19 protein-coding genes and 4 pseudogenes are annotated in these 19,454 nt (G+C 35.9%); 6 read left to right on the top strand and 17 right to left on the bottom strand.

Annotated elements, in window-relative coordinates; genetic code table 11:
- Positions 1-36 precede the first annotated feature (36 nt).
- The 4 genes and pseudogenes from BET01_RS01195 to BET01_RS21935 all read right to left on the bottom strand — a co-directional run.
- Positions 37-1,509, bottom strand: a complete 1,473-nt coding sequence (locus BET01_RS01195; protein ID WP_120194928.1) for a sensor histidine kinase — start codon at positions 1,507-1,509, stop codon at positions 37-39.
- Positions 1,506-2,225 carry a response regulator transcription factor gene (locus BET01_RS01190; protein ID WP_120194927.1) on the bottom strand — a complete coding sequence of 240 codons (720 nt, stop codon included), beginning with the start codon at positions 2,223-2,225 and terminating at the stop codon, positions 1,506-1,508. The genes BET01_RS01195 and BET01_RS01190 overlap by 4 nt, the downstream gene beginning before the upstream one ends.
- Positions 2,226-2,355: 130 nt before the next feature.
- Positions 2,356-3,018, bottom strand: a complete 663-nt coding sequence (locus tag BET01_RS01185) for a CPBP family intramembrane glutamic endopeptidase (protein WP_120194926.1) — start codon at positions 3,016-3,018, stop codon at positions 2,356-2,358.
- A 220-nt stretch (positions 3,019-3,238) separates the two neighbouring features.
- Positions 3,239-3,361, bottom strand: a pseudogene (locus BET01_RS21935) (IS1595 family transposase); the annotation flags it as partial.
- A gap of 155 nt (positions 3,362-3,516) precedes the next feature.
- Here BET01_RS21935 and BET01_RS01180 point away from each other — a divergent pair.
- The 4 genes and pseudogenes from BET01_RS01180 to BET01_RS22470 all read left to right on the top strand — a co-directional run.
- Entirely contained in the window at positions 3,517-4,431 is a 915-nt protein-coding gene (locus BET01_RS01180; protein WP_120194925.1) for an ABC transporter ATP-binding protein, read from the top strand.
- A complete protein-coding gene (locus BET01_RS01175; protein ID WP_120194924.1) occupies positions 4,431-5,180 on the top strand; it encodes an ABC transporter permease in 750 nt (249 codons plus the stop codon). The genes BET01_RS01180 and BET01_RS01175 overlap by 1 nt, the downstream gene beginning before the upstream one ends.
- Before the next feature lie 3 nt (positions 5,181-5,183).
- A complete protein-coding gene (locus BET01_RS01170; protein ID WP_120194923.1) occupies positions 5,184-5,918 on the top strand; it encodes an ABC transporter permease in 735 nt (244 codons plus the stop codon).
- Positions 5,919-6,046: 128 nt separating this feature from the next.
- Positions 6,047-6,530 (top strand): annotated as a pseudogene (locus BET01_RS22470) (transposase); the annotation flags it as partial.
- 346 nt (positions 6,531-6,876) lie between these two features.
- On the opposite strand, the gene BET01_RS01160 reads toward BET01_RS22470, so the two are convergent.
- The gene (locus BET01_RS01160) at positions 6,877-7,677 is read right to left on the bottom strand and encodes a polymorphic toxin type 44 domain-containing protein (RefSeq protein WP_120194922.1); all 801 of its coding nucleotides are present in this window, start codon (positions 7,675-7,677) and stop codon (positions 6,877-6,879) included.
- Between the two features lie 823 nt (positions 7,678-8,500).
- Positions 8,501-8,963 (bottom strand): annotated as a pseudogene (locus BET01_RS22590) (IS110 family transposase); the annotation flags it as partial.
- Between the two features lie 336 nt (positions 8,964-9,299).
- Between BET01_RS22590 and BET01_RS22585 the strand changes: the two are divergent.
- Positions 9,300-10,361, top strand: a pseudogene (locus tag BET01_RS22585) (ISL3 family transposase).
- A gap of 234 nt (positions 10,362-10,595) precedes the next feature.
- On the opposite strand, the gene BET01_RS01145 reads toward BET01_RS22585, so the two are convergent.
- The 10 genes from BET01_RS01145 to BET01_RS01105 all read right to left on the bottom strand — a co-directional run bounded on the left by BET01_RS01145 (position 10,596) and on the right by BET01_RS01105 (position 17,340).
- Positions 10,596-10,853: a hypothetical protein gene (locus BET01_RS01145; RefSeq protein WP_120194921.1), complete on the bottom strand. Its 258-nt coding sequence runs from the start codon at positions 10,851-10,853 to the stop codon at positions 10,596-10,598.
- Complete coding sequence (locus BET01_RS01140) at positions 10,837-11,997, bottom strand: M56 family metallopeptidase (protein WP_120194920.1); 1,161 nt, start codon at positions 11,995-11,997, stop codon at positions 10,837-10,839. The genes BET01_RS01145 and BET01_RS01140 overlap by 17 nt, the downstream gene beginning before the upstream one ends.
- Position 11,998: 1 nt before the next feature.
- Positions 11,999-12,415: a BlaI/MecI/CopY family transcriptional regulator gene (locus tag BET01_RS01135; RefSeq protein ID WP_120194919.1), complete on the bottom strand. Its 417-nt coding sequence runs from the start codon at positions 12,413-12,415 to the stop codon at positions 11,999-12,001.
- A 378-nt stretch (positions 12,416-12,793) separates the two neighbouring features.
- Entirely contained in the window at positions 12,794-13,855 is a 1,062-nt protein-coding gene (locus BET01_RS01130) for an NAD(P)-dependent alcohol dehydrogenase (RefSeq protein ID WP_120194918.1), read from the bottom strand.
- Between the two features lie 190 nt (positions 13,856-14,045).
- Complete coding sequence (gene deoC / locus BET01_RS01125; protein ID WP_120194917.1) at positions 14,046-14,759, bottom strand: deoxyribose-phosphate aldolase; 714 nt, start codon at positions 14,757-14,759, stop codon at positions 14,046-14,048.
- 20 nt (positions 14,760-14,779) lie between these two features.
- Positions 14,780-15,499 (bottom strand): GntR family transcriptional regulator, encoded by a 720-nt coding sequence (locus BET01_RS01120; protein ID WP_120194916.1) that lies wholly within the window; start codon positions 15,497-15,499, stop codon positions 14,780-14,782.
- 308 nt (positions 15,500-15,807) lie between these two features.
- Entirely contained in the window at positions 15,808-16,002 is a 195-nt protein-coding gene (locus BET01_RS01115) for a hypothetical protein (protein WP_207667544.1), read from the bottom strand.
- Between the two features lie 87 nt (positions 16,003-16,089).
- Entirely contained in the window at positions 16,090-16,467 is a 378-nt protein-coding gene (locus BET01_RS01110; RefSeq protein ID WP_120194915.1) for a nuclear transport factor 2 family protein, read from the bottom strand.
- 111 nt (positions 16,468-16,578) lie between these two features.
- A complete protein-coding gene (locus BET01_RS21485) occupies positions 16,579-16,722 on the bottom strand; it encodes a hypothetical protein (protein WP_158584958.1) in 144 nt (47 codons plus the stop codon).
- 150 nt (positions 16,723-16,872) lie between these two features.
- Positions 16,873-17,340 (bottom strand): GNAT family N-acetyltransferase, encoded by a 468-nt coding sequence (locus tag BET01_RS01105; RefSeq protein WP_120194914.1) that lies wholly within the window; start codon positions 17,338-17,340, stop codon positions 16,873-16,875.
- 407 nt (positions 17,341-17,747) lie between these two features.
- On the opposite strand from BET01_RS01105, the gene BET01_RS01100 reads away from it, so the two are divergent.
- The gene (locus BET01_RS01100) at positions 17,748-18,248 is read left to right on the top strand and encodes a CarD family transcriptional regulator (protein ID WP_120194913.1); all 501 of its coding nucleotides are present in this window, start codon (positions 17,748-17,750) and stop codon (positions 18,246-18,248) included.
- Positions 18,249-18,619: 371 nt separating this feature from the next.
- On the opposite strand, the gene BET01_RS01095 is transcribed toward BET01_RS01100, so the two are convergent.
- Positions 18,620-19,225 carry an HAD-IA family hydrolase gene (locus BET01_RS01095; protein ID WP_120194912.1) on the bottom strand — a complete coding sequence of 202 codons (606 nt, stop codon included), beginning with the start codon at positions 19,223-19,225 and terminating at the stop codon, positions 18,620-18,622.
- Positions 19,226-19,454 lie beyond the last annotated feature (229 nt).

Raw genomic sequence — 19,454 nt, 5'->3', positions numbered from 1 at the left:
ATTAATCCTGTAGGCTCAGCTATTTTAATGCAGTTTTTAGGAGTTCAATGCTGGCAAATAACAAATCACCTGACAGCCGCCTCCCGTTAAATTGGTGAAATGAGTGCTTCCATTATGAGCCTTTATAATCTGACACACTATGGTAAGACCAAGTCCATGGTTGTTTTGTTCTTTTAAAGCATCTGTCTCTGTGCCCTTTTCATGGTCAACATCTGCCTTATGGTCAACATCTGCCTTATAGTCAACGCCTTCCTTATAGTCAACGCCTTCCTTATGGTCTACATCTTCCTTTAGTTCATTCAATCGTTCTAACACTTCTTTTGGGAACCCCGTTCCATTATCTGCAACAGAAAGGATAAAGTTTTCCCCGTCCTTACTTAATTCTATTTTAATATCGCAGCCCTCCGGATTGTGCTTTATGCTATTTAAAATAAGGTTGGATACGGCACGTTTTAGAAGCTGTTTGTCACCCAGCAGTTGCCCATTTTGTGCATTGTCCGAAACAGAGACTTCTAAGGTGTATTGCTCCGATATATGATCATTTATCATATCGGCTGCCACACTTCGAATCAGTGGGGCAAGGGATGCCTGTTCCTTTCTTAATGGCTGCATCTCATATTCCAGCTTTGAAGCAAGGTTTAAGTCACTTACCAAATCCTTAATCCGCTGACATTGGCGTCTTACAATGCCTGCCAAGTCTTTCTGTTCCTTCATAAGCCCCTCATCCTCTTCCAATTGGCTTGCATAGCCCATTGCAACAGCAAGAGGGGTACGAATATCGTGAGAGATTCCTGCAATCCATGTAGTGCGGGCACTGTCTCTTTTGTTAAGGGCAGTCTCCTGTAGAATAAGCTGGCTGGAAGCTTTATTAATTCCCGCGGCAAGATCTCCAAGGACTCCATTAATGGGGAGGGACACAGGCCGCTTTTCTGCCATATCCTGAATCCCATTTGAAATCCGCTTTAAGGATCGAAAAAGCCTAAGGCCTAACATTAGGGCAAAGAAAATTGCAGTAATGGTGTTTAAAATCAGAAACAGGGGAATCCAGAATTTCAAATTATCCATGGATTTTTGAGGAATCATAATACCCAACTTCCACATGGTGTCCTTGGGGCTTCCTACGACTAATAGGCCATCGTCGTACCGCCAGACAGATACGGGATAATCCTTTAAGTACCACCGTGAAAATCCCGCCACATCTGAAATGGAATAACTCTTAGGAACGTCAGCCGGAAGCTTATAATTCCAAATCACCTCGCCAGCCGGATCTAGAAGCATGGCCCATTGATTGTTTCGTTCAAGCTGATCTCTGCCAGAACCGGTAAGTTCATATCCCTCCTTGGTAAATGTAAGCTGATCTGCAGTCTGCCTGATGCTGTAATAATTCTTATCATTTTTTTCTGTAAAAAGCCAGATGGTTAAGACAGCGAAATTAATGACCAGCAAAAGGACGGCAACCGCAGCGGCTGATAGCACATAACGAGATAATACCTTCATCATGCTTTTCATAGAACTGTTACCCCCGTCAGCTTATAGCCAAGACCACGGACGGTTGTCAGGTATTGGGGGGAAGAGGGGATAGGCTCTATCTTTTCCCTGAGGCGGCGGATATGAACCATCAAGGTATTCTCATACCCATAAAGGGAATCGCCCCAGACAGCCATACATAAGCTATCCCCGGTCACGATCTTCTCCCTGTTTTCAAATAGCTTTTCCAAGAGGGAAAATTCTTTAGCCGTAAGGGTAGCGTTGCCCTTTTGTGAGGTCACCTCACAACTGTTTAAATCGACTTTTATATCCCCGAGGAAGAATACAGGCTTTGATTTTTGGCTTAAGACAGCCGGAAAATAAGTGCGGTTTAAAATTGCATGAAGTCTTAAGACCAGTTCCCTCGGGAGAAATGGCTTAGTCATATAATCATCAGCACCAAGACCAAGGCCCAGCAGCCGGTCTTCATCTTCATCTCTGGCAGAAAGAAACAGCACCGGAACGGAAGAGGAGGCCCTAAAATCACGCATCAGGGAAAAGCCGTCCCCATCAGGCAGGGAAACATCAAGGATTACAACATCCGGTTTTTCCAAATCAAACAGACTACGCGCCTCGCTGCAGTTTCCAGCTGAGATGATTTTCTTAAAACCGCTTTGTTTCAAAATAGTAATGACCATTCTGCGAAGCTCTGGTTCATCATCCACTAAGAGCAGCTTACAGTCGTAGATATCTATCATTGTCGTCTCATCCCTTCGTTTCGTTTTTTAGGCTATGCTTAACAATAGTGTTGATAGTATTTTGATTTTGAGGGAAACGGTTTTTTGGCTTCCCTTAATTCTTATATACAGTAAATGATGTGAATTAAAATTAAATAAACCAATTTTGGTAAATTAGACCAGTAAAGGCAAAAAAATTAGTTATTATATGCACTGCTGTTACAACTTTAATAGACTTTGTTTTATATGCAACCCATCCCCATAATAATCCCATAAAAAAAGAACCACCAACTAATGAAGCAAATCCACCTTGGTATACCATTCCTTTTGCCAAATATAATGCTATATGCCAAATACCAAAAAATACTGATGGATATATGTATGACAAGGAAATATTATTATTAAAAACTTTATTAAAAACTCCACGCCAAAGCATTTCCTCAAAAGTTCCATTTATTATTGCAAATAATAGAGCGATAGCCAAAACCTGAAATTCTACGATTAAAACATACCCCTTAAATACAACAAAGAAGGTGGCTATACAAGGCATAAATGCGAATGAATAATATATATTTCTCATTGTTATAGTAATATTCGATTTTTGAGTATAGATTTCGCTTAATTTACCAAATCCGTTAGAACTATACAAAGAGACTGGAAAACAAAAGATGAACCAATAAATACAAAATCCTGAAATATATCCTGCTGTTTTTCCTATTCTATTGGTTAAAAACGGGATTAATAGCAACATTGAAATGCAGAGGGTTGGAACAGCACAAATTAGAAATAATTGCTTTTTATTTATGTTTTTCATTAAAACATCTCCTTCGTACCACTGTAATTTGGTACGTTCTATCCTACTATTGTGTCCTTAAAGAATTATACAACACAGTAATGTAATCATTCAAATATTTAAAATAAATAAATATAAATCACTTCCCTAATTTTAAAATCTTATAACTTTCTATCGGAATGAGATATGACTGGACTAATAAATGTTTGGTTTTTACAGTATCCTTGCACCTACTGCCTTTAACTGCACCAACATTCCCAATACCCATATACGTTCTGATAGCGTCTAAAAATTTATGCTTCCAATAAAAAGATGTAAGTACACTAATCTCAATTATCTCGGCACATTTTCTTAAAGAATACCCATTTATCTTAAATATAAACTACCTTTATTATAGCCGAAAAAAATGAAATTGGACAAGAAAATCCAAAGTTTAAGGTAAATGTAAGGTGGCCTACAGTCAGATGTAAGGCGCCTTTGTTACCATTAACACATCGAAAAGAAAAGGAGAGTATAACAATGACGGATATCATAACCACAAGCGCCCTTTGCAAGAAATATGGAGAAGCCATGAGTGTAAAGGATTTGGACTTAAAAGTGCCAAGGGGAGTGGTCTACGGATTTCTCGGCCCCAATGGAGCTGGTAAGACTACCACAATGAAAATGATACTGGGACTTTCAAAGCCGACCAGCGGAACCATTACCGTCTTTGGAAAAGAGATGGATCGTAACAACCGGCTTAGCATATTAAAAGACGCCGGTTCACTCATAGAATCACCAAGCTATTATGCCCACTTAACCGGAAGGGAAAACTTAAAGATCATCAGCACCTTAAAAGGTGTGCCAGAGGAGGAAATCGACAGGGTATTAAAGATTGTCCGCCTGGAAAATCAAAGGGATAAAAAAGCGGGTCAGTACTCCCTGGGAATGAAACAGCGACTGGGGCTTGCAGGAGCGCTTCTTGGAAATCCAAAGCTTCTGGTACTTGATGAGCCGACCAATGGTCTTGACCCAGCAGGAATCCAGGAGATGCGTGAACTCATACGTTCCCTTCCAAAGACATTTGGAATGACAGTCATGGTTTCCAGCCATCTCTTAAATGAGATTGAACAGATGGCGGACCACATCGGAGTAATCAGCAAAGGAGAGCTGGTATTTCAGGATAGCTTAAAGGTTCTTCATGATAAGAGCAAGAGCAGCATAGCAGTTCGCACCCTGAATAATGAAGATGCCAAAGCGGTATTTCAAAGGAATGGAATTATGTGCAGGGAGGAGGGGGCATTTCTGCTCTTACCAGAACTTTTGGATCAGGAACTTGCTACCCACATATCTCATCTTTCTCAAGAAGCCATTGGAATTGTTCGCGTGGAAGAAAGGAAAAAGACACTGGAAGAGATCTTCATAGAATTAACAGGAACGGCGGTGAGTCTATAATGAAAGTACTTGCTATGGAATTTCAAAAAATAAAAAGAAAAGGGATTTTCACCACAGTAGCTGTTCTTCTAGGAGTCCAGTGCTTATGGGGATTATATTCCTTTGGCAACATGAACGGGGAAAAACTTGCTCAGGGCTGGTATCAGTGTCTCTATCATTTTCCCATATTAAATGCCATTATGATGCCTATTATAATTGCTGTTTTGGCTTCCAGACTTTGTGATGTGGAACAAAAAGGCCAAACCTTTAAGCTGTTAGAGACTATAATACCTGCAGAAACTCTGTTCCATGCCAAGTACTTGTGCGGAGTCATTCAGGTGGTGGCAATTACAGTTTTTCAGGTCTTAATGATTCTTTCATTTGGAGTTATCAAAGGCTTTGGAGGGCCCATTCCCTGGGATAAGATTTTGTTCTATCTGATTTCTACCATTGGCGTTCATGTTACTATATTGCTGCTTCAACAGGTGTTATCTCTTCATTTTTCAAATCAGATGGTTCCTCTTACATTGGGGCTTCTAGGCAGTCTTGCGGGATTGTTTAGTATGTTTTTGCCAAAGGGCATTGGTAAACTACTGATTTGGGGCTATTACGGGGTCATGATGCGGGTCGGGTTAAACTGGGATGAGAGTACTAGAATTTCAGACTTTTATTACGTTCCCATTGACTGGCTGGGTGTATTTTTACTGGTTGGGATGTTTTTGGCAATCTATATTTATGGTAGCCGATCATTTGCCAGAAAGGAGTGGTAAATTATGTTATTAAAAACAATTCGTGCAGAACAGATGAAACTAAAGCGCAGCCCAGTCTGGCTGGCCTTTTTCTTCTTACCAATTCTCCCGGCAATTATGGGAACCTTTAACTATGTTCAAAATATCAATATTTTAGATAATTACTGGTACAGCTTGTGGACCCAGCACACTTTGTTCACCTGCTATTTCTTCCTTCCACCAACCATTGGAGTTTACTGCTCCTATCTCTGTCGCCTGGAGCACACCAATCATAACTGGAATTCGGTCATGACTCTACCGGTGCCAATACCTTATATTTATCTTTCCAAGCTATTTACCGCTTCTGTCATGGTGATTGCCACCCAGGTGTGGGTTGGAATCTTGTTTATTATCTGTGGAAAGCTGTCCAATCTGCCAGGACCAGTGCCGCCAGAACTTTTTGAATGGCTGGCTTATGGTATGGTTGGAGGGATCGTGATCTGTGGAGTGCAGCTATGTCTATCCCTTATGATTCGCAGCTTTGCAGTACCGGTTGGAATCGCTATGATTGGAGGAATCGGTGGGGTAGCGGCACTTTCAAAGGGAGCAGGGGCCTTTTATCCCTATACCCTTATGAGCATTGGCATGAGAGCCAATAGCCCCGGTGGCCCAATGATATGTACGCCTGGCCAGCTTCTTTTAAGCAGTGCAGTCTTTTTAGTGGCATTCACAGGGATTGCAGTTCTATGGCTGAGGAATAAAGATGTGATGGCTTCATAAGGAATGAGGTAGGGATTCGTAGTTATGGGAGAAGCAAAATAGATTATTTAAGTGCTTTGAGCTGTTAAGTTAATTAAAAACAATAGGTTCTATACTGAATGTTGGGGTGTGCTTAAAAAGCACACTTCCAACACCATTTCATACGGCAAGTCACATGGGCTATTGAAAACGTACGTAAGCGACTCCAAAAATCCATGCCGGCTTCTATTAGAAAATAGTACAAGCGGAGCCGTAAGCTAATCCTGAATCGCTACAAAAAGCTAACGGATAAGAATAAGAGAGCCTGTGACCTAATAATTCAATACGGTGACGACATGCGTCTGGCTCATATGATAAAGGAATGGTTTTATGATATCTGTCAAACACAGTCTTACCGCAAGTAGCAAAAGGAATTTGATGACTGGATTGCAAATGCAAAGGATAGCAAAATACCAGAAATGTGCCAAAATATTTAAGTCATGTAGAAAAGAAATCTTAAATGGATTCAAATATGGCAGCACAAACGGAGTAACAGAAGGTATCAATAATAAGATTAAAGTATTAAAACGAAGTTTTTATGGAATCAGAAACTTCAAACGATTCCGAACTCGAATACTTCATTGTACATCATAGAAAAAATAGTCGGGATAAGGAGGCTTATTTGGCATGCCCAAAAACAACATACAATAGAACCAACTAATAAAATGACTCTAAATGCAAGTGTGGGGCAGGATTCATTCGAATCCCACCCTAACTATTGACAAAGAGCCGCACTTTTATACAAAAGTGGCGAACTCACAATTGAATTCGCCACCTACTTCTAACTTTGTTCTATTAGGAGTTTCTGGATCAACCTTAACTAAATTACATTAGGCTTTATATAGCCCTTTTTGTATTTTATTTATATTTGAAAGGTGTGAATAAAATATTTTTATACTACAAAAAAAGTGTTTGATTTATTAAATAATCAATAAAATAATTAATGTTCAGCACTATATCTATTAATTCCCCACTGAATATCTTTTTGATCACGTGGATCATCAAAATAACTATTAAAATATTTTATATCAGTTGTACCAGAAAGAATTTGAATAAAACCTGCAGCACTTTTTAATGTTGTCTCTCCGAAACATACACTACCCACATACCCATAATGAAAATTACCAATTGTCTCTCCTGTCATCGTAGCACGTAACTCTGTTTCGTAGTATCTAGTATTAAGGCCTAAATACCTTTTATAATCCCATATGCCTCCAGATTTTACTCGATCAGCAAAATACTTACCTGCCACTATATGAGCCGTTCCAAAAACTGCATTATCATAAACTTTTTTTAACTGATTAGCATGTGTTCTTGCTTCTGGCATAAGATCAATTGTTTGTGAATCTAATCTTATTATAGACCCTTTTTTTTGAACCTCTTTTGTAGAAATCATTAAACTTCTATTAACACTGATTGCGTTTTCATCAATCAATGCATTTAGATTTCTAACAAATAAATTTAGAACATCTGCCTCATTTGCTTCTTTATTCTTAAAAATTTCAGATGATAATTCCACCTTATTATCTGATACTTTAACATAGCTTAAATTATTCAGCAGATAAGAATAGGCTCCATAATCATCAGTTATATCCTTCACTTGTTGCTTTTTGCATTCAGTATACACTTTTTTATAAATACTATCTACGTCTTTGTTATTTATATCATCTGCAGCAAATGCCGTAGAAGTTAATGTTAATGACATTATAAACAGGAACACGAAACTTAATAATTTTTTCATACTCAATTTTTCTCCTTAATTAAAATAATAAAATAATGTAATAAAATAAAGATATAGAATAATGAATAGCATGTTTATTGCTAAAAATACGTAAGTATATATTAATACTCTTCTTTTCAGTTGTTTGCGTTGATGCCAATACGATGTCATATATGATGACATATTGCCAATCAAAAGCATTAAAAATAATACAAATAGAAAAAAAGAACAAGTTAATATAGTCTCTTCTCCAGTTACCATAAGTAATAAAGTTACTATACTTAATATAATTGTTATCAAACTTATACCATAATACAGTTTATTATTTTTCATATACACACCCTTCAATAAAAACTAACTTTAATGCAGTACTTATGTAATTACTAATTATAGTAAAGCAAAATAAAATTTCATAAAATCATTATTAAAATTTGGTTTTTATTATCTATATTTTATAATAAAATATTCATCGGAATCACACCCTTTACATAAATTACAATTCAAATTAAATGGTTAAATTCTATTCGATGTTTCCAAATAACATAAAACAATATGAGACTATTTAAATGTTATTTATAATATTTAAATAGTGATATATTATTTGTATTACAATGTAATTAAAACACAATAAATTTATATTGTCAATATATAATTACTATTATATTAATTTGATTGTTAACAGATTTTTTGGCATCATCTTTAAGAATTATCATTCTATACTTCTTCGGGGTTTAATAGTCTAGGGGAGAATGAATCATATGATTATTTAGCTAATTCACATATTCAGCCAAATCAATTTGAAGATATTATAAGACGAAAATGAGTGGTTTATGTCAAACACTGGCATGTGAGTTAGTTGCAATACACTTTCCACGTGCATTCTCATATAGTGCCGATACTGTCCTCCTAACAGTTTTAATTCCTTATAAATCCTTCCATTCGCTTCATAGTTCTTCAGCCGATACCAATGGTCGATCCCATAGTTGGAAATGGCAATTGCGTCCTGTTTATCAGTTTTTTATACGCCTTAATTCCTGACAACGATACGCTTTCATCTCAAACTGGTTCACAACTGCTACAAAGAATTCTTTTTCCTGTAAATAGCTTAGTACTGGAAGGTGATAAATTCCTGTAGCTTCCATGACAATCCGTACTTCGTCGTTCAGGCAAAGTAGCATAGAAGATAATTCGGAAAGTTCTTTCTCTACATGGTTTACTTCAAGCGGCTTACTTACAATTTCGCCATATGGCTTTAGAATACATACCGTACTTTTTTCCTTTGAAAGATCAATTCCTACACTTACCAACTGTAACCTCCAAAATAAAGTTGTAATTGTTACCATCCACACTTATTACGATTCATTTTAGTTCGTTACACGAAAGCTCTTATCAGAGTCTCAACCTGCTTAAGTGAATGTATATAATAAGGGGTGGCTGACAGTTTTAATAACGGATTTTATTAATCCATAAAACATTATGCTAGACCAATTACGCCCTTATTATAAAATAATAAGTGCAAATGTTTAAGCAATAATAATATGCTTTAATAATTACACTTTTATGGTACTAAATACATCTATAAGAAGCCTCCAAAACCCATTATCCTGACCAAGGTTTAATGTTATGGAGGTGACCACTTATAGATGTACCCTAATTATAGCAAGGCATTCTTAGACTTGGAAGATGTTTTTGTAAAAAAGTTATTCAGGCAGACTCTTTTTTTAGGTCTTTATTGAAACCAGACCTTCTCAACAGGCTTGTCTCTGTTGCGGAAAGTGGTTTTTAGAGCACTATTCATTTCTTCCTTCCTATCATCTTAGAACAAGAAGATTAGATTTTTATGTTATTACGCTCCTTCGACAGACATTTTCTCTCAAACAGGTTTCAATCCTTACTGGGGTTCCCGTTCCTACTATCTGCAAACTTTTGGATACAATCCATTATTTACCTCCAGATAACTTCCTGAGGCTATTTCCATTGATGAATTTAAAGGCAATGCGTTTACCGGAAAATAGCAGTGTATCCTCGTTGCCCCACAAAAACACCAAATTCTGGATATACTGCCGGACTGCACTCAAAGCCTTCTGGCTGATTACTGGAGGGACATTCCGAGAAAGGAAAGGCTTAAAGTAAGGTTCTTTGTATGTGACATGTGGCTTCCCTATGCAGAGCTTGCCAGAACCTTTTTCCCAAACGCAAAGATTATCGTAAACAAGTATCATTTCATTAGACTGGTGACATGTGCAATTGAAAATGTCCGTAAATGGCTACAGAAATCCATGCCGGCTTATCTTAGGAAATACCATAAACGAAGCCACAAGTTGATTCCGACTCGCTATAAAAAACTGAAAGATGAGAACAAACAAGCCCGTGATTTGACGCTACAGTATAATGATGATCTACGGCTAGCGCATATGATGAAAGAATGGTTTTATGATATTAGCCAGATAAAGTCCTATCGTAAACAACAACAGGAATTCGATGATTGGATTTCTAATGCAAGAGGCTGCGGTATTAAAGAATTTCAGAAACATGCGAAAACATTCCAATCTTGGAGGAAAGAAATCTTAAATGCCTTTAAATATGGCATTATAAATGGAGTTACTGAAGGATTCAACAATAAGATTAAGGTATTAAAACGAAGTTCTTATGGAATCCGGAACTTTAACCGATTCCGTACTCGTATATTTCAATGTACATCATAGAAAAAAGTTCAGGATATGGAGGCTTATTTAGCATGCCCAAAACCGCATACAGTAGAATGAACCGTTAAAATAGCTCGAAACGTAAAAAAGGAGCGGGATTCATACGAATCTAACCCCAACTATTGACAAAGAGCCAAACAATAAAAAAGGAATAGGGCATGGCTAATCATCAAAAATAGTGTGATAGAGCCGTGCCCTTTTTTAAACATACTTTAAAAGGTCTTTTTTTGAAAATTAATCGCAGAGCTCCCAATCACCAACCCATTTTTTTCTGGAATAATTGTATTGACGGCGATACATCTTTCCATTTACAGTTTTATAACGCCATTCAATTATCTGAGCATCCAGATAATGTTTTTCTGGTGTTTGTTTTTGTGTCACCATAGAAGATTCCGTTTTTTGCGACTGGGCAAAAGCATCTAGTGGCATCATTATAGTACCAATTGATAACACAGTGAGACATAACAGGATGTTTTTACTTTTTACTTTCATATAATAAAGCCTCCTCTAAGTTATTGTATATTTTCAAATTAGAGTAGGAATCTCTAATTCGTGATACCGTTGCAAAATATCTATTATGTACGTAGACATCATATTCCTTTTTCTGATTAATAACTAAATAAGAAGTTTGAGGAGTGAGTTCCACAGTATACTCTTGATCATTGGAATTAATAGAGTATGGTTCAAGAACGAAAAGTGAACTTAGACCGAATATAGATAATAAAAATACCAACAGTACTTTATTAAAGATACCTGGCTTTTTAGACAAGCCTCCATCTAAAATTATATGAAAGCGTTGGGAGAGAACAGAGGCAGTTCTGCTGTCGAAGGTAAGAGATAAACTGTTAAGATCTGTTGAACAGTTTTCTCTGGCAATTTTTAGCAAGCATTCTAAATACTTTATTCTATGGATCTCATCAAAATTTTTTGTTACTGTAATATCTACTCGTATCTCCATGATTTTATCTATATCTTGTTTTAAAATATAAATAAATGGATTCCACCAGTAAATGATGCAAATAAGTTCAACCAAAAGCTTTACCCATAGGTCATGTTTATAATAATGAGTAGCTTCGTGGTAAAGGATATAACACAGTTCTTCCTTGGATAAATTGATGTTAGGTAAAAGTATCTTAGGGGTAAATAATCCTAAATACATGGGAACAGATACTTTATTTGTCCTGATAATCCTAAAATTACTTGATTTGCCATGAAACTCGTCAATTCTCTTAATGATGCTTAAAATAGTTTCCTCATTAAGAGGGGGATCCTGATTGATGGAATGATAGAACCTGATATGACAAAATATACTCCAAAATCCCATACAAATAAATCCTAACACCCAGATGAGCAGAATGGCATGATATATATATAATTTGGGAGTGAAAAATTGCAATACTGGTGTGAATAAGATAGTGTATAAGCTTGGAAGTATATGGTATTCTCTAATGGTTTTTTCAAATCCAAACTCCATAGGAATTAATAAGCGAATTAAAACCAAAAATACAACAATCAATAAAGTACTGATACTTATCTGCATCAGTCTTCTATGACTTTTTAGAAAAAGCCATAGAGCTACAATGGTTAAATTAGATGTTAGTATTATAGTTATCAATGCAGAAGGCGATAAAAACATTCTATTTTTCCTCTTGGTTAAGTAGATTTTTTCTTTCCTCAAGTAACTTTTCTAATTTCTCTATAGTCTCTTTTTCATTTTTTTCGTGTTTTAATAAAGTGCCTACTAAGTTAGGAATTGTAATCATATCATCATCTTTATTGAACTGGCTAACAAATTGCTCCAATAGTAGATCTTTTTTTAATACGATGGGCTTGTAACTCCTTGTTAGAACAGTTCCGCTGTAAACAATATCAGCAACTACAATATAGTTTTTATCTAGGAGCTTTCTAAGAACAGACTGAACCGTGTTGTTGCTTAAGGAATCCCCTCTCTTAGATATCTCCGAAGCAACTAATGGTTCATTGCTACTCCATAATATTTTCATAACATCCATCTCTCTATCGGTTAGTAATGATGAACTTTTTTTTCTAGGCATCTGTATTTCTCCTTAAGGGGTACGTGATTTATTTATAATGATATATTATTATATATCATATGTCAATTTGAAAAATAAAATCAAGTTGTAGTAATTATCCTGACTTTATATAGCTAGATTTGTATCCCAATTGTAGACACAAGAAGTTTAACTTTTGCTTCTGAGTATAAGGCGATTTATGAGCTACCTGTGATGCTTAATAATTTATTGAATTAGCCTTTTTATATTAAATCAAGATTGAATAGATTCAAATACTGCTTTGCGAGTAGAATTAAGTTTGAGGTGTTTTTATTAACATATATTTAATAAAAAGGAGCCACCATTCCATAAGTAATGATTCACTTATGTCGCTGTGACTCCATTTTTTTGTGATTGATTTTACCAGTTGATGACTACCACTGGTTTAATTAAATCTCTAGGCTTTTCCTTCATTAACATGAGAGCTGGTTCAATGCCTTCAAGCCCTTCGAACCGATGGGTAACCAGTTTACCTGGATCCAATCGCTTGGTTGAAATGAGAGAGGCCAGTTTCTCCATTCTCAATCTGCCTCCGGGCATAAGTCCACCAGCAATTATTTTATGGCCCATTCCACAGCCCCATTCGACACGGGGAATCTTTATGTAATCACCTTCTCCAAGATAATTCACATTGCCAATTTTTCCACCTGGTTTTAATATGGTAATGGCCTGGGCAAAGGTATCGTTGTCTCCACCGGCAACAATTACTTTGTCAACCCCCTTGTCCCCTGTCTTTTCCATAATCTGCTCTACGATATCGCCTTCTTTGTAGTTGATGATATCCGTTGCGCCATATTCTTTGGCAAGCTGTACGCAGTTGGGACGGGAGCCGACGGCATAGATATGAGAGGCACCCCTAAGAGCCGCACCTGCAACTGACATAAGCCCAACCGGACCAATACCAATGACTGCTACGGTGTCTCCAAACTGAACATCTGCAAGTTCAATTCCATGAAAGCCCGTAGGTACCATATCAGCCAGCATACAGGCGGCAACTGGATCCATGCCTTCTGGTAAGATTGCAAGGTTTCCATCCGCATCATTCACATGGAAGAATTCACCAAATACGCCATCTTTGAAATTAGAAAATTTCCAACCAGCAAGCATACCACCAGAATGCATCTGATAGCCACCCTGTGCTTCCAAAGAATTCCAGTCCGGTGTAATGGCAGGAACAATTACCCTGTCCCCAGGCTTAAAATATTTGACGCAACTTCCTACCTCTACAACCTCAGCCACGGATTCATGTCCAAGAATCATATCCGTGCGTTCTCCAATAGCACCTTCCCATACCGTGTGAATATCAGAGGTACAAGGAGCTAATACGATTGGTCTACATATCGCATCAAGTGGACCACATTGTGGCCGCTCTTTATTAATCCATCCTGTCTTACCAATCCCCAGCATTGCAAAACCCTTCATAAGAACATCTCCTTTATTATCATTTATTGTTATATATTTAACGAGTGAATCTATGGATATTATACATCATTATGTTTGAGGGGTCAATTCGTATTTCATATTTAATTTAATAATGAATGTAAGGGGATTTAAGTATTATATACAAATGAAATAAATTCAGGATTAAAATAATAACGATTAATGGATACATTTAGAATGATGAGAATATGTTTCCGTCTAAGCGTTTCAATACCGCCGCTTCATTCATGATAGTGAGTGCGGAAGCAGTGGAGATGCCAAAGCGGTCACAGCCTGCCTGCTTCAACTCAAGTAGAGTATCAAGGTTTCGAATACCACCAGCCGCTTTGATTTTAGTATCGGGATGGATGTTAGACCGGATTATATGGATGTGCTCTGGCAAGGTAGGATCTTTACACCAGCCGGTTCCGGTTTTTATGTAAGAGGCTCCAGCAGACTCTGCCAGCTTGCTGGCTTTTATTATTTCCTCATTCGTCAAAAGAGTGACTTCAAGAATTGTTTTTAATGGAACTGTCCCACAGATATCGGCCACTGCTTTTATGTCTTGAAAGACAAGGTCTAATTGATTGGATTTTAGTTGTCCGATATTAATCACCATATCAATTTCCTGACATCCCATAGCAAGTAGTTCTCTGGCTTGTAAGACTTTGCTGTCTGTAGTATCACAGCCAGAAGGAAATCCTACAGTTCCCCCGATAAGAGTGTCGCAGGTGCCTTTTAAGTTCTGAATGAGATAGGGGGTCATGGAGGGAAGAGCAAAGGCACATATAAACCCATAGCTTTTGGCCGCGGCGATCATCTGGTCCACATCCTTTGTTGTATCAATGGATTTTACACAGCTAATATCAATCCATTTTGATAAAGCTTCCATAGAAATATGATTCATGGTATCGTATCCCCCTATTTTTATTTATATCGACCGTTGGTGGAAATGGCTAGCTCATATTGGTCTCCGATGATGCACACATCATCCACGCAGACAGGTTTTTCGTTCTGATAACAAATGCGACGGATGCAAAGAAGAGCAGTACCTGGTGGGACATTAAGCATCTCAGATTCTGCAAAATCAGCGGATTTTGCAAATATCTTATCGTGGGCAGAATCAATCTGCAGGTCGTAATGTTCTTCCAAAAACTGATAAAGACCAGAGAATTTATTGGTAAACTGCATAAGTCCAGGAACGAGAGAGGTAGGAATGTAATTTCTCATAATTGCAATAGGGTTCTCATCAATGAGCTGGATTCTCTGCACGCGGGTGATGGAATCATCGGTACTTAGGTTCAGTTCTTTTAAAAGCTTATCGTTTGCAGGTATGATATCGATGTACATGCTTTTGGTACGGACATCATATCCCTTTCTTCTTAAGGACTCGGTTACAGAGGTTACCTTATTCAGGTCCTGAATGGTTCTCTGATCCAGAACCATGGTGCCTCTGCCTTGTTTGACTTCAACGAAGCCTTCTTCTTTTAATAGCTCCATGGCACTTCTTATGGTGGTGCGGCTTACCTTATATATTTTTTCAAGTTCAGGCTCCGTTGGAAGAAGCTCTAAAACAGGATAGGTTCCATCCTGTATTCTTTTTTTAATTAAATCGTGAACTGCCATATAGGCTGGTACTTTACGCATATGAAAGCAATTATAAATTCAGGTATTAACTGATCTTTATAATGTCTCCTTTCTTTGAATTCCATTGATTGAGGTTTGATAGGGGGTGATACTTTTATTTTGTGTTGGATGATACTTTGACTGGAGGGTATGAGTTTTCCATAGTATGTAAAAAACGTCACTTTTCTATATTATATCTTATTATTTTTTGCACTTCAATAAGTGTTTCATATGCACTGTTAATGAGTACATTGAAAAATTTTTATTGCTGGATTTACTACAAAAAATATCAGATTTATACTGATAGTGTGAGAACATGAAATAAATTTTTATTTTATGGCATCTATTATAATTGATACCATACCAAGTTTGCCTTTATTATTTCTTGTATCAAAACGTAATGATCTGCCAATCATTCCTTGTTCCGGATTCCAATAGTTAAAGTGAAATCGTCCTTTTTCATCACAGTATTCTAACAAATCAACTTCAAATCCTGCACTCTTGAAAATGGTTTCCAATATCATAAAAAAACTACTAGCTTAATATTTCAATAGTTAGTAGTTCAATTATTCACTTATAGTATTAAATTGAAATTCATCAAATTCAAAAAACTATCTAAATGGTGTTGTATGTAATGCCTCCGAACTAAATTCTTTAATTGAATTGATTGTTACGTATTCAGTAAATTCAATAATTGAAATGCCATCAAACCCACTGATTTTATCTTGCACTTTATCTTTGAAAAACCATTCTACAACAACGGTATTGGCTTGATGAATGAATCGTTTAATAGTCCATTCAATTACTTCTTGCTCTTTTAACATCTTGTCAATCCATTGATGTATTTCAGAGATGCCCTGATACTCTGGACCATAACATTCGCTATAATAGATATCACTGTCAAAAATATTATAAATATTCTTAAAGTCACGTAATACCCACATATCAAAATACTCTTTAATAACAGCTTCTTTTTCATTCATACTCATAGTCACCTCCAATGCTCATATGCAAACAAATCTCCGATTTATATTTAGGATACAGCAATCGCTACTAACTATCAATATTAAGTTATCAATGTTCCTATAATTAACTAAGTCCTAATTCATCTCATCGTCATACAATACAGCGTTATCTTTTTTAGTCTCGCTCACACTGTCAGCTGTCTCATTCAAAAGGTTATCCAGACTTGCATCATTATCAAAGTGATGGATGTGTCCGTTAAAAATCATATTTATTCCCATTGACTTTTTATCCTTCTAACCCTAATTTCCTGGACGAAGCAGGAAGCTGGCCTATATCATTTTTATCGAGTAAATTACACATAAAAAAACTACTAACTTAATATTAAATTAGTAGTTTGTATTAATTTGCTAGCTCCAATATTATTCAGTTCATTTATTTTCAAATTCCATATATCTACGATATGTACAAAAGCCAACTGATTCATAAAACTTTACGGCTCCCTCATTAAATTCAAATACATCTAATTCTAATTTCTCAAAATTACGTTCTTTTGCTTGCTTTTTTATAAACTCAAATAACTCCGTAGCAATCTTCTGACGTCTGAACTTTTCATCCACACCCAATTCTTTTATGTGATAATATTTTCTCGCATTTATATAGGGAGATGAAGGTCTATCAATATATTCGACGCTAGCAAAACCACATACAAAATCATTCCTAATAGCCACTAACACATCGCAATTATCTAATTCCCACAAACTGTAAATGTCATCCTGTATTTCTTTACTAAAATCTTTTTTGCAGATATCCGGACGCCCATTAGAGTGCAAGCTGCTAACTTGTTTTCTAATCTGATTAACGCTTTCTAATTCTTCTCTTTTTGCAAACCGTACCATAAAATACCTCCTTATTTTTGATCAGTAATATTATACTACTTCAAACATAACTAACTATCAATATTTAGTTTCCAATGCTTGATTCAATAGATATCAGCTTTATGTAGTAGAATGATGACTTCCAATTCTGTCTCTAGTCCACCTGATTTTTTTGTTGCTACTCATAAGTGTTGACCCCTTATGTTCTTATTCTATTTGCAACATGATTAGATTTTTCTTTCTACGGGTAATCTGATAAATACTAGACAGATTATTCCGGGATATAGTCATAAGTTTGGAGAAAATTGCCGTATACGTATCAGCTTCATTTGTGCTATAATATAAATATCAAACATGTGGTTTTCTTTACAGGGACGTAGGTCCGGTTTTAGTAAACCACATTTTTTTTAATAGAAAGAGGTGAATATATGAATATTGGTGATGTCATCATATACGGGAGACATGGTATCTGTAAGGTTACCGGATTACAGGATATGTCCGTGGATGAAACAACGCGTCCATATTATGTACTTAAACCTGTTTATAATACGGGTGCGACAGTATACGTCTCAGCTGTAAGTGACAGTAAGAAAACTGAAATTCGGAAGCTCCTATCTACCGATGAAATTTTTTCTCTAGTTAAGAAAATGTCTGGTAAAAATTTCATTTGGAATAAGGATAATCGTAAGCGCAAGGAATTATATAGCCAGATTATTGCTGATGGTAACCATACCGAACTTATAAATATGATAAAAACTCTGCAATGCCACAAAAAAGAGTTAAAAGAAGTTAATAAAAATAATAAACTACAGATTTCTGATGAAGATTTTCTCAAAGGCGCTGAAAAAACACTTTGCGAGGAATTTGCTTATGTGTTGAAAATTAATCGTGAAGAGGTTATGCCGTTTATCTTTGAACACAGCTTCTAATTATTTTACAATTATTCAATTCATTAATATCCCTATTAACATGTCAAAGTCACTTCAAAACCCCATATGAATCAACCTACTATAATAATTTGTTTTTCTACAGACAAGATATATTTTGGCGTAAAACGACCATGAGTTTATAGTATAGGATTGCAAAATGCACAACTAAAGATGAGTAATAATAAAGTATATGGTGGTTGGCTAAAATCTTACTAACCGCCATATTACCTTTATATCCATATTTTAATAAAAGATTATTTTTTGAATTAGCTTATTCCAATATAAGTATAAAAAAACCACCAACTTAATCCTGATAATTGGTAGTTTACAGATTTTTAAATTTGAATTATTTATCCCTAATCGAACTTCTCTTATTTAAGCATGTCTTGTAACTGATTCTTAAATATCTTAAAGTTTCTATTTTCATCATCGAATAGAAGAGTACGAAATCCCATTTGTTTAGGTATTACTAAGTTGTTTTCAGTATTATCAATAAAAACGCACTGCTCTGGAAGAACGTTGAGTTTTTTTAATGTATCATTAAATATATAGTTTGCTTCTTTTCCTGAATGTAATCTTGCTGATATTGATACAACGTCGAAATATTTATTTAGATTGTTAAATTCTAAAATAGTTTCGATCCTATCAACTTTATTATCTGTTACCATACCGATTGTGTATCTGTGTTTTAGTTCTTTAACTAACGTAATCATATCTCTATCTAGCTTAGTGTTTTTAAATGAGTCTATTAAAATATTATAATCCAATGCATGTCCAATCTCATCACAAAAACTTTTCCACATATCTCGATGTGTTATTTTACCACATAATAAATCCTGATTGTACCTATAATAGCAAGCTTCTACAACATCTAACGGTACATTACTATTACTTGAGATATATTTTGTGATTGATTCCGAACCTGTTTTATCAATTGTTAGAACTCCATCAAAATCAAATAAGATAACCGTTATCAAGACTCATACCTCCCAAGATATACAATTAATAGTAGCTCGACTCGAATCAACAGCGCCCATTAATCTTATACATAGAATGGATCGTTATTCAGATCAGAATTCCAAATATATTCAATACTTTCAGCAATTTTCTGGGCCTCACTCATACCAAATCTTTCAGCCACAAACCCTAACATTTGCATTGATTGATTTAACCCATTCAATAGCCTTTTTATTTGATGTTGCTTTT

The sequence above is a fragment of the Lacrimispora algidixylanolytica genome, from assembly GCF_003609635.1.
Taxonomy (GTDB): domain Bacteria; phylum Bacillota; class Clostridia; order Lachnospirales; family Lachnospiraceae; genus Lacrimispora; species Lacrimispora algidixylanolytica.
Note: the sequence above shows the minus strand (reverse complement) of the source record. Positions and strands in the feature narration are given on the sequence as shown.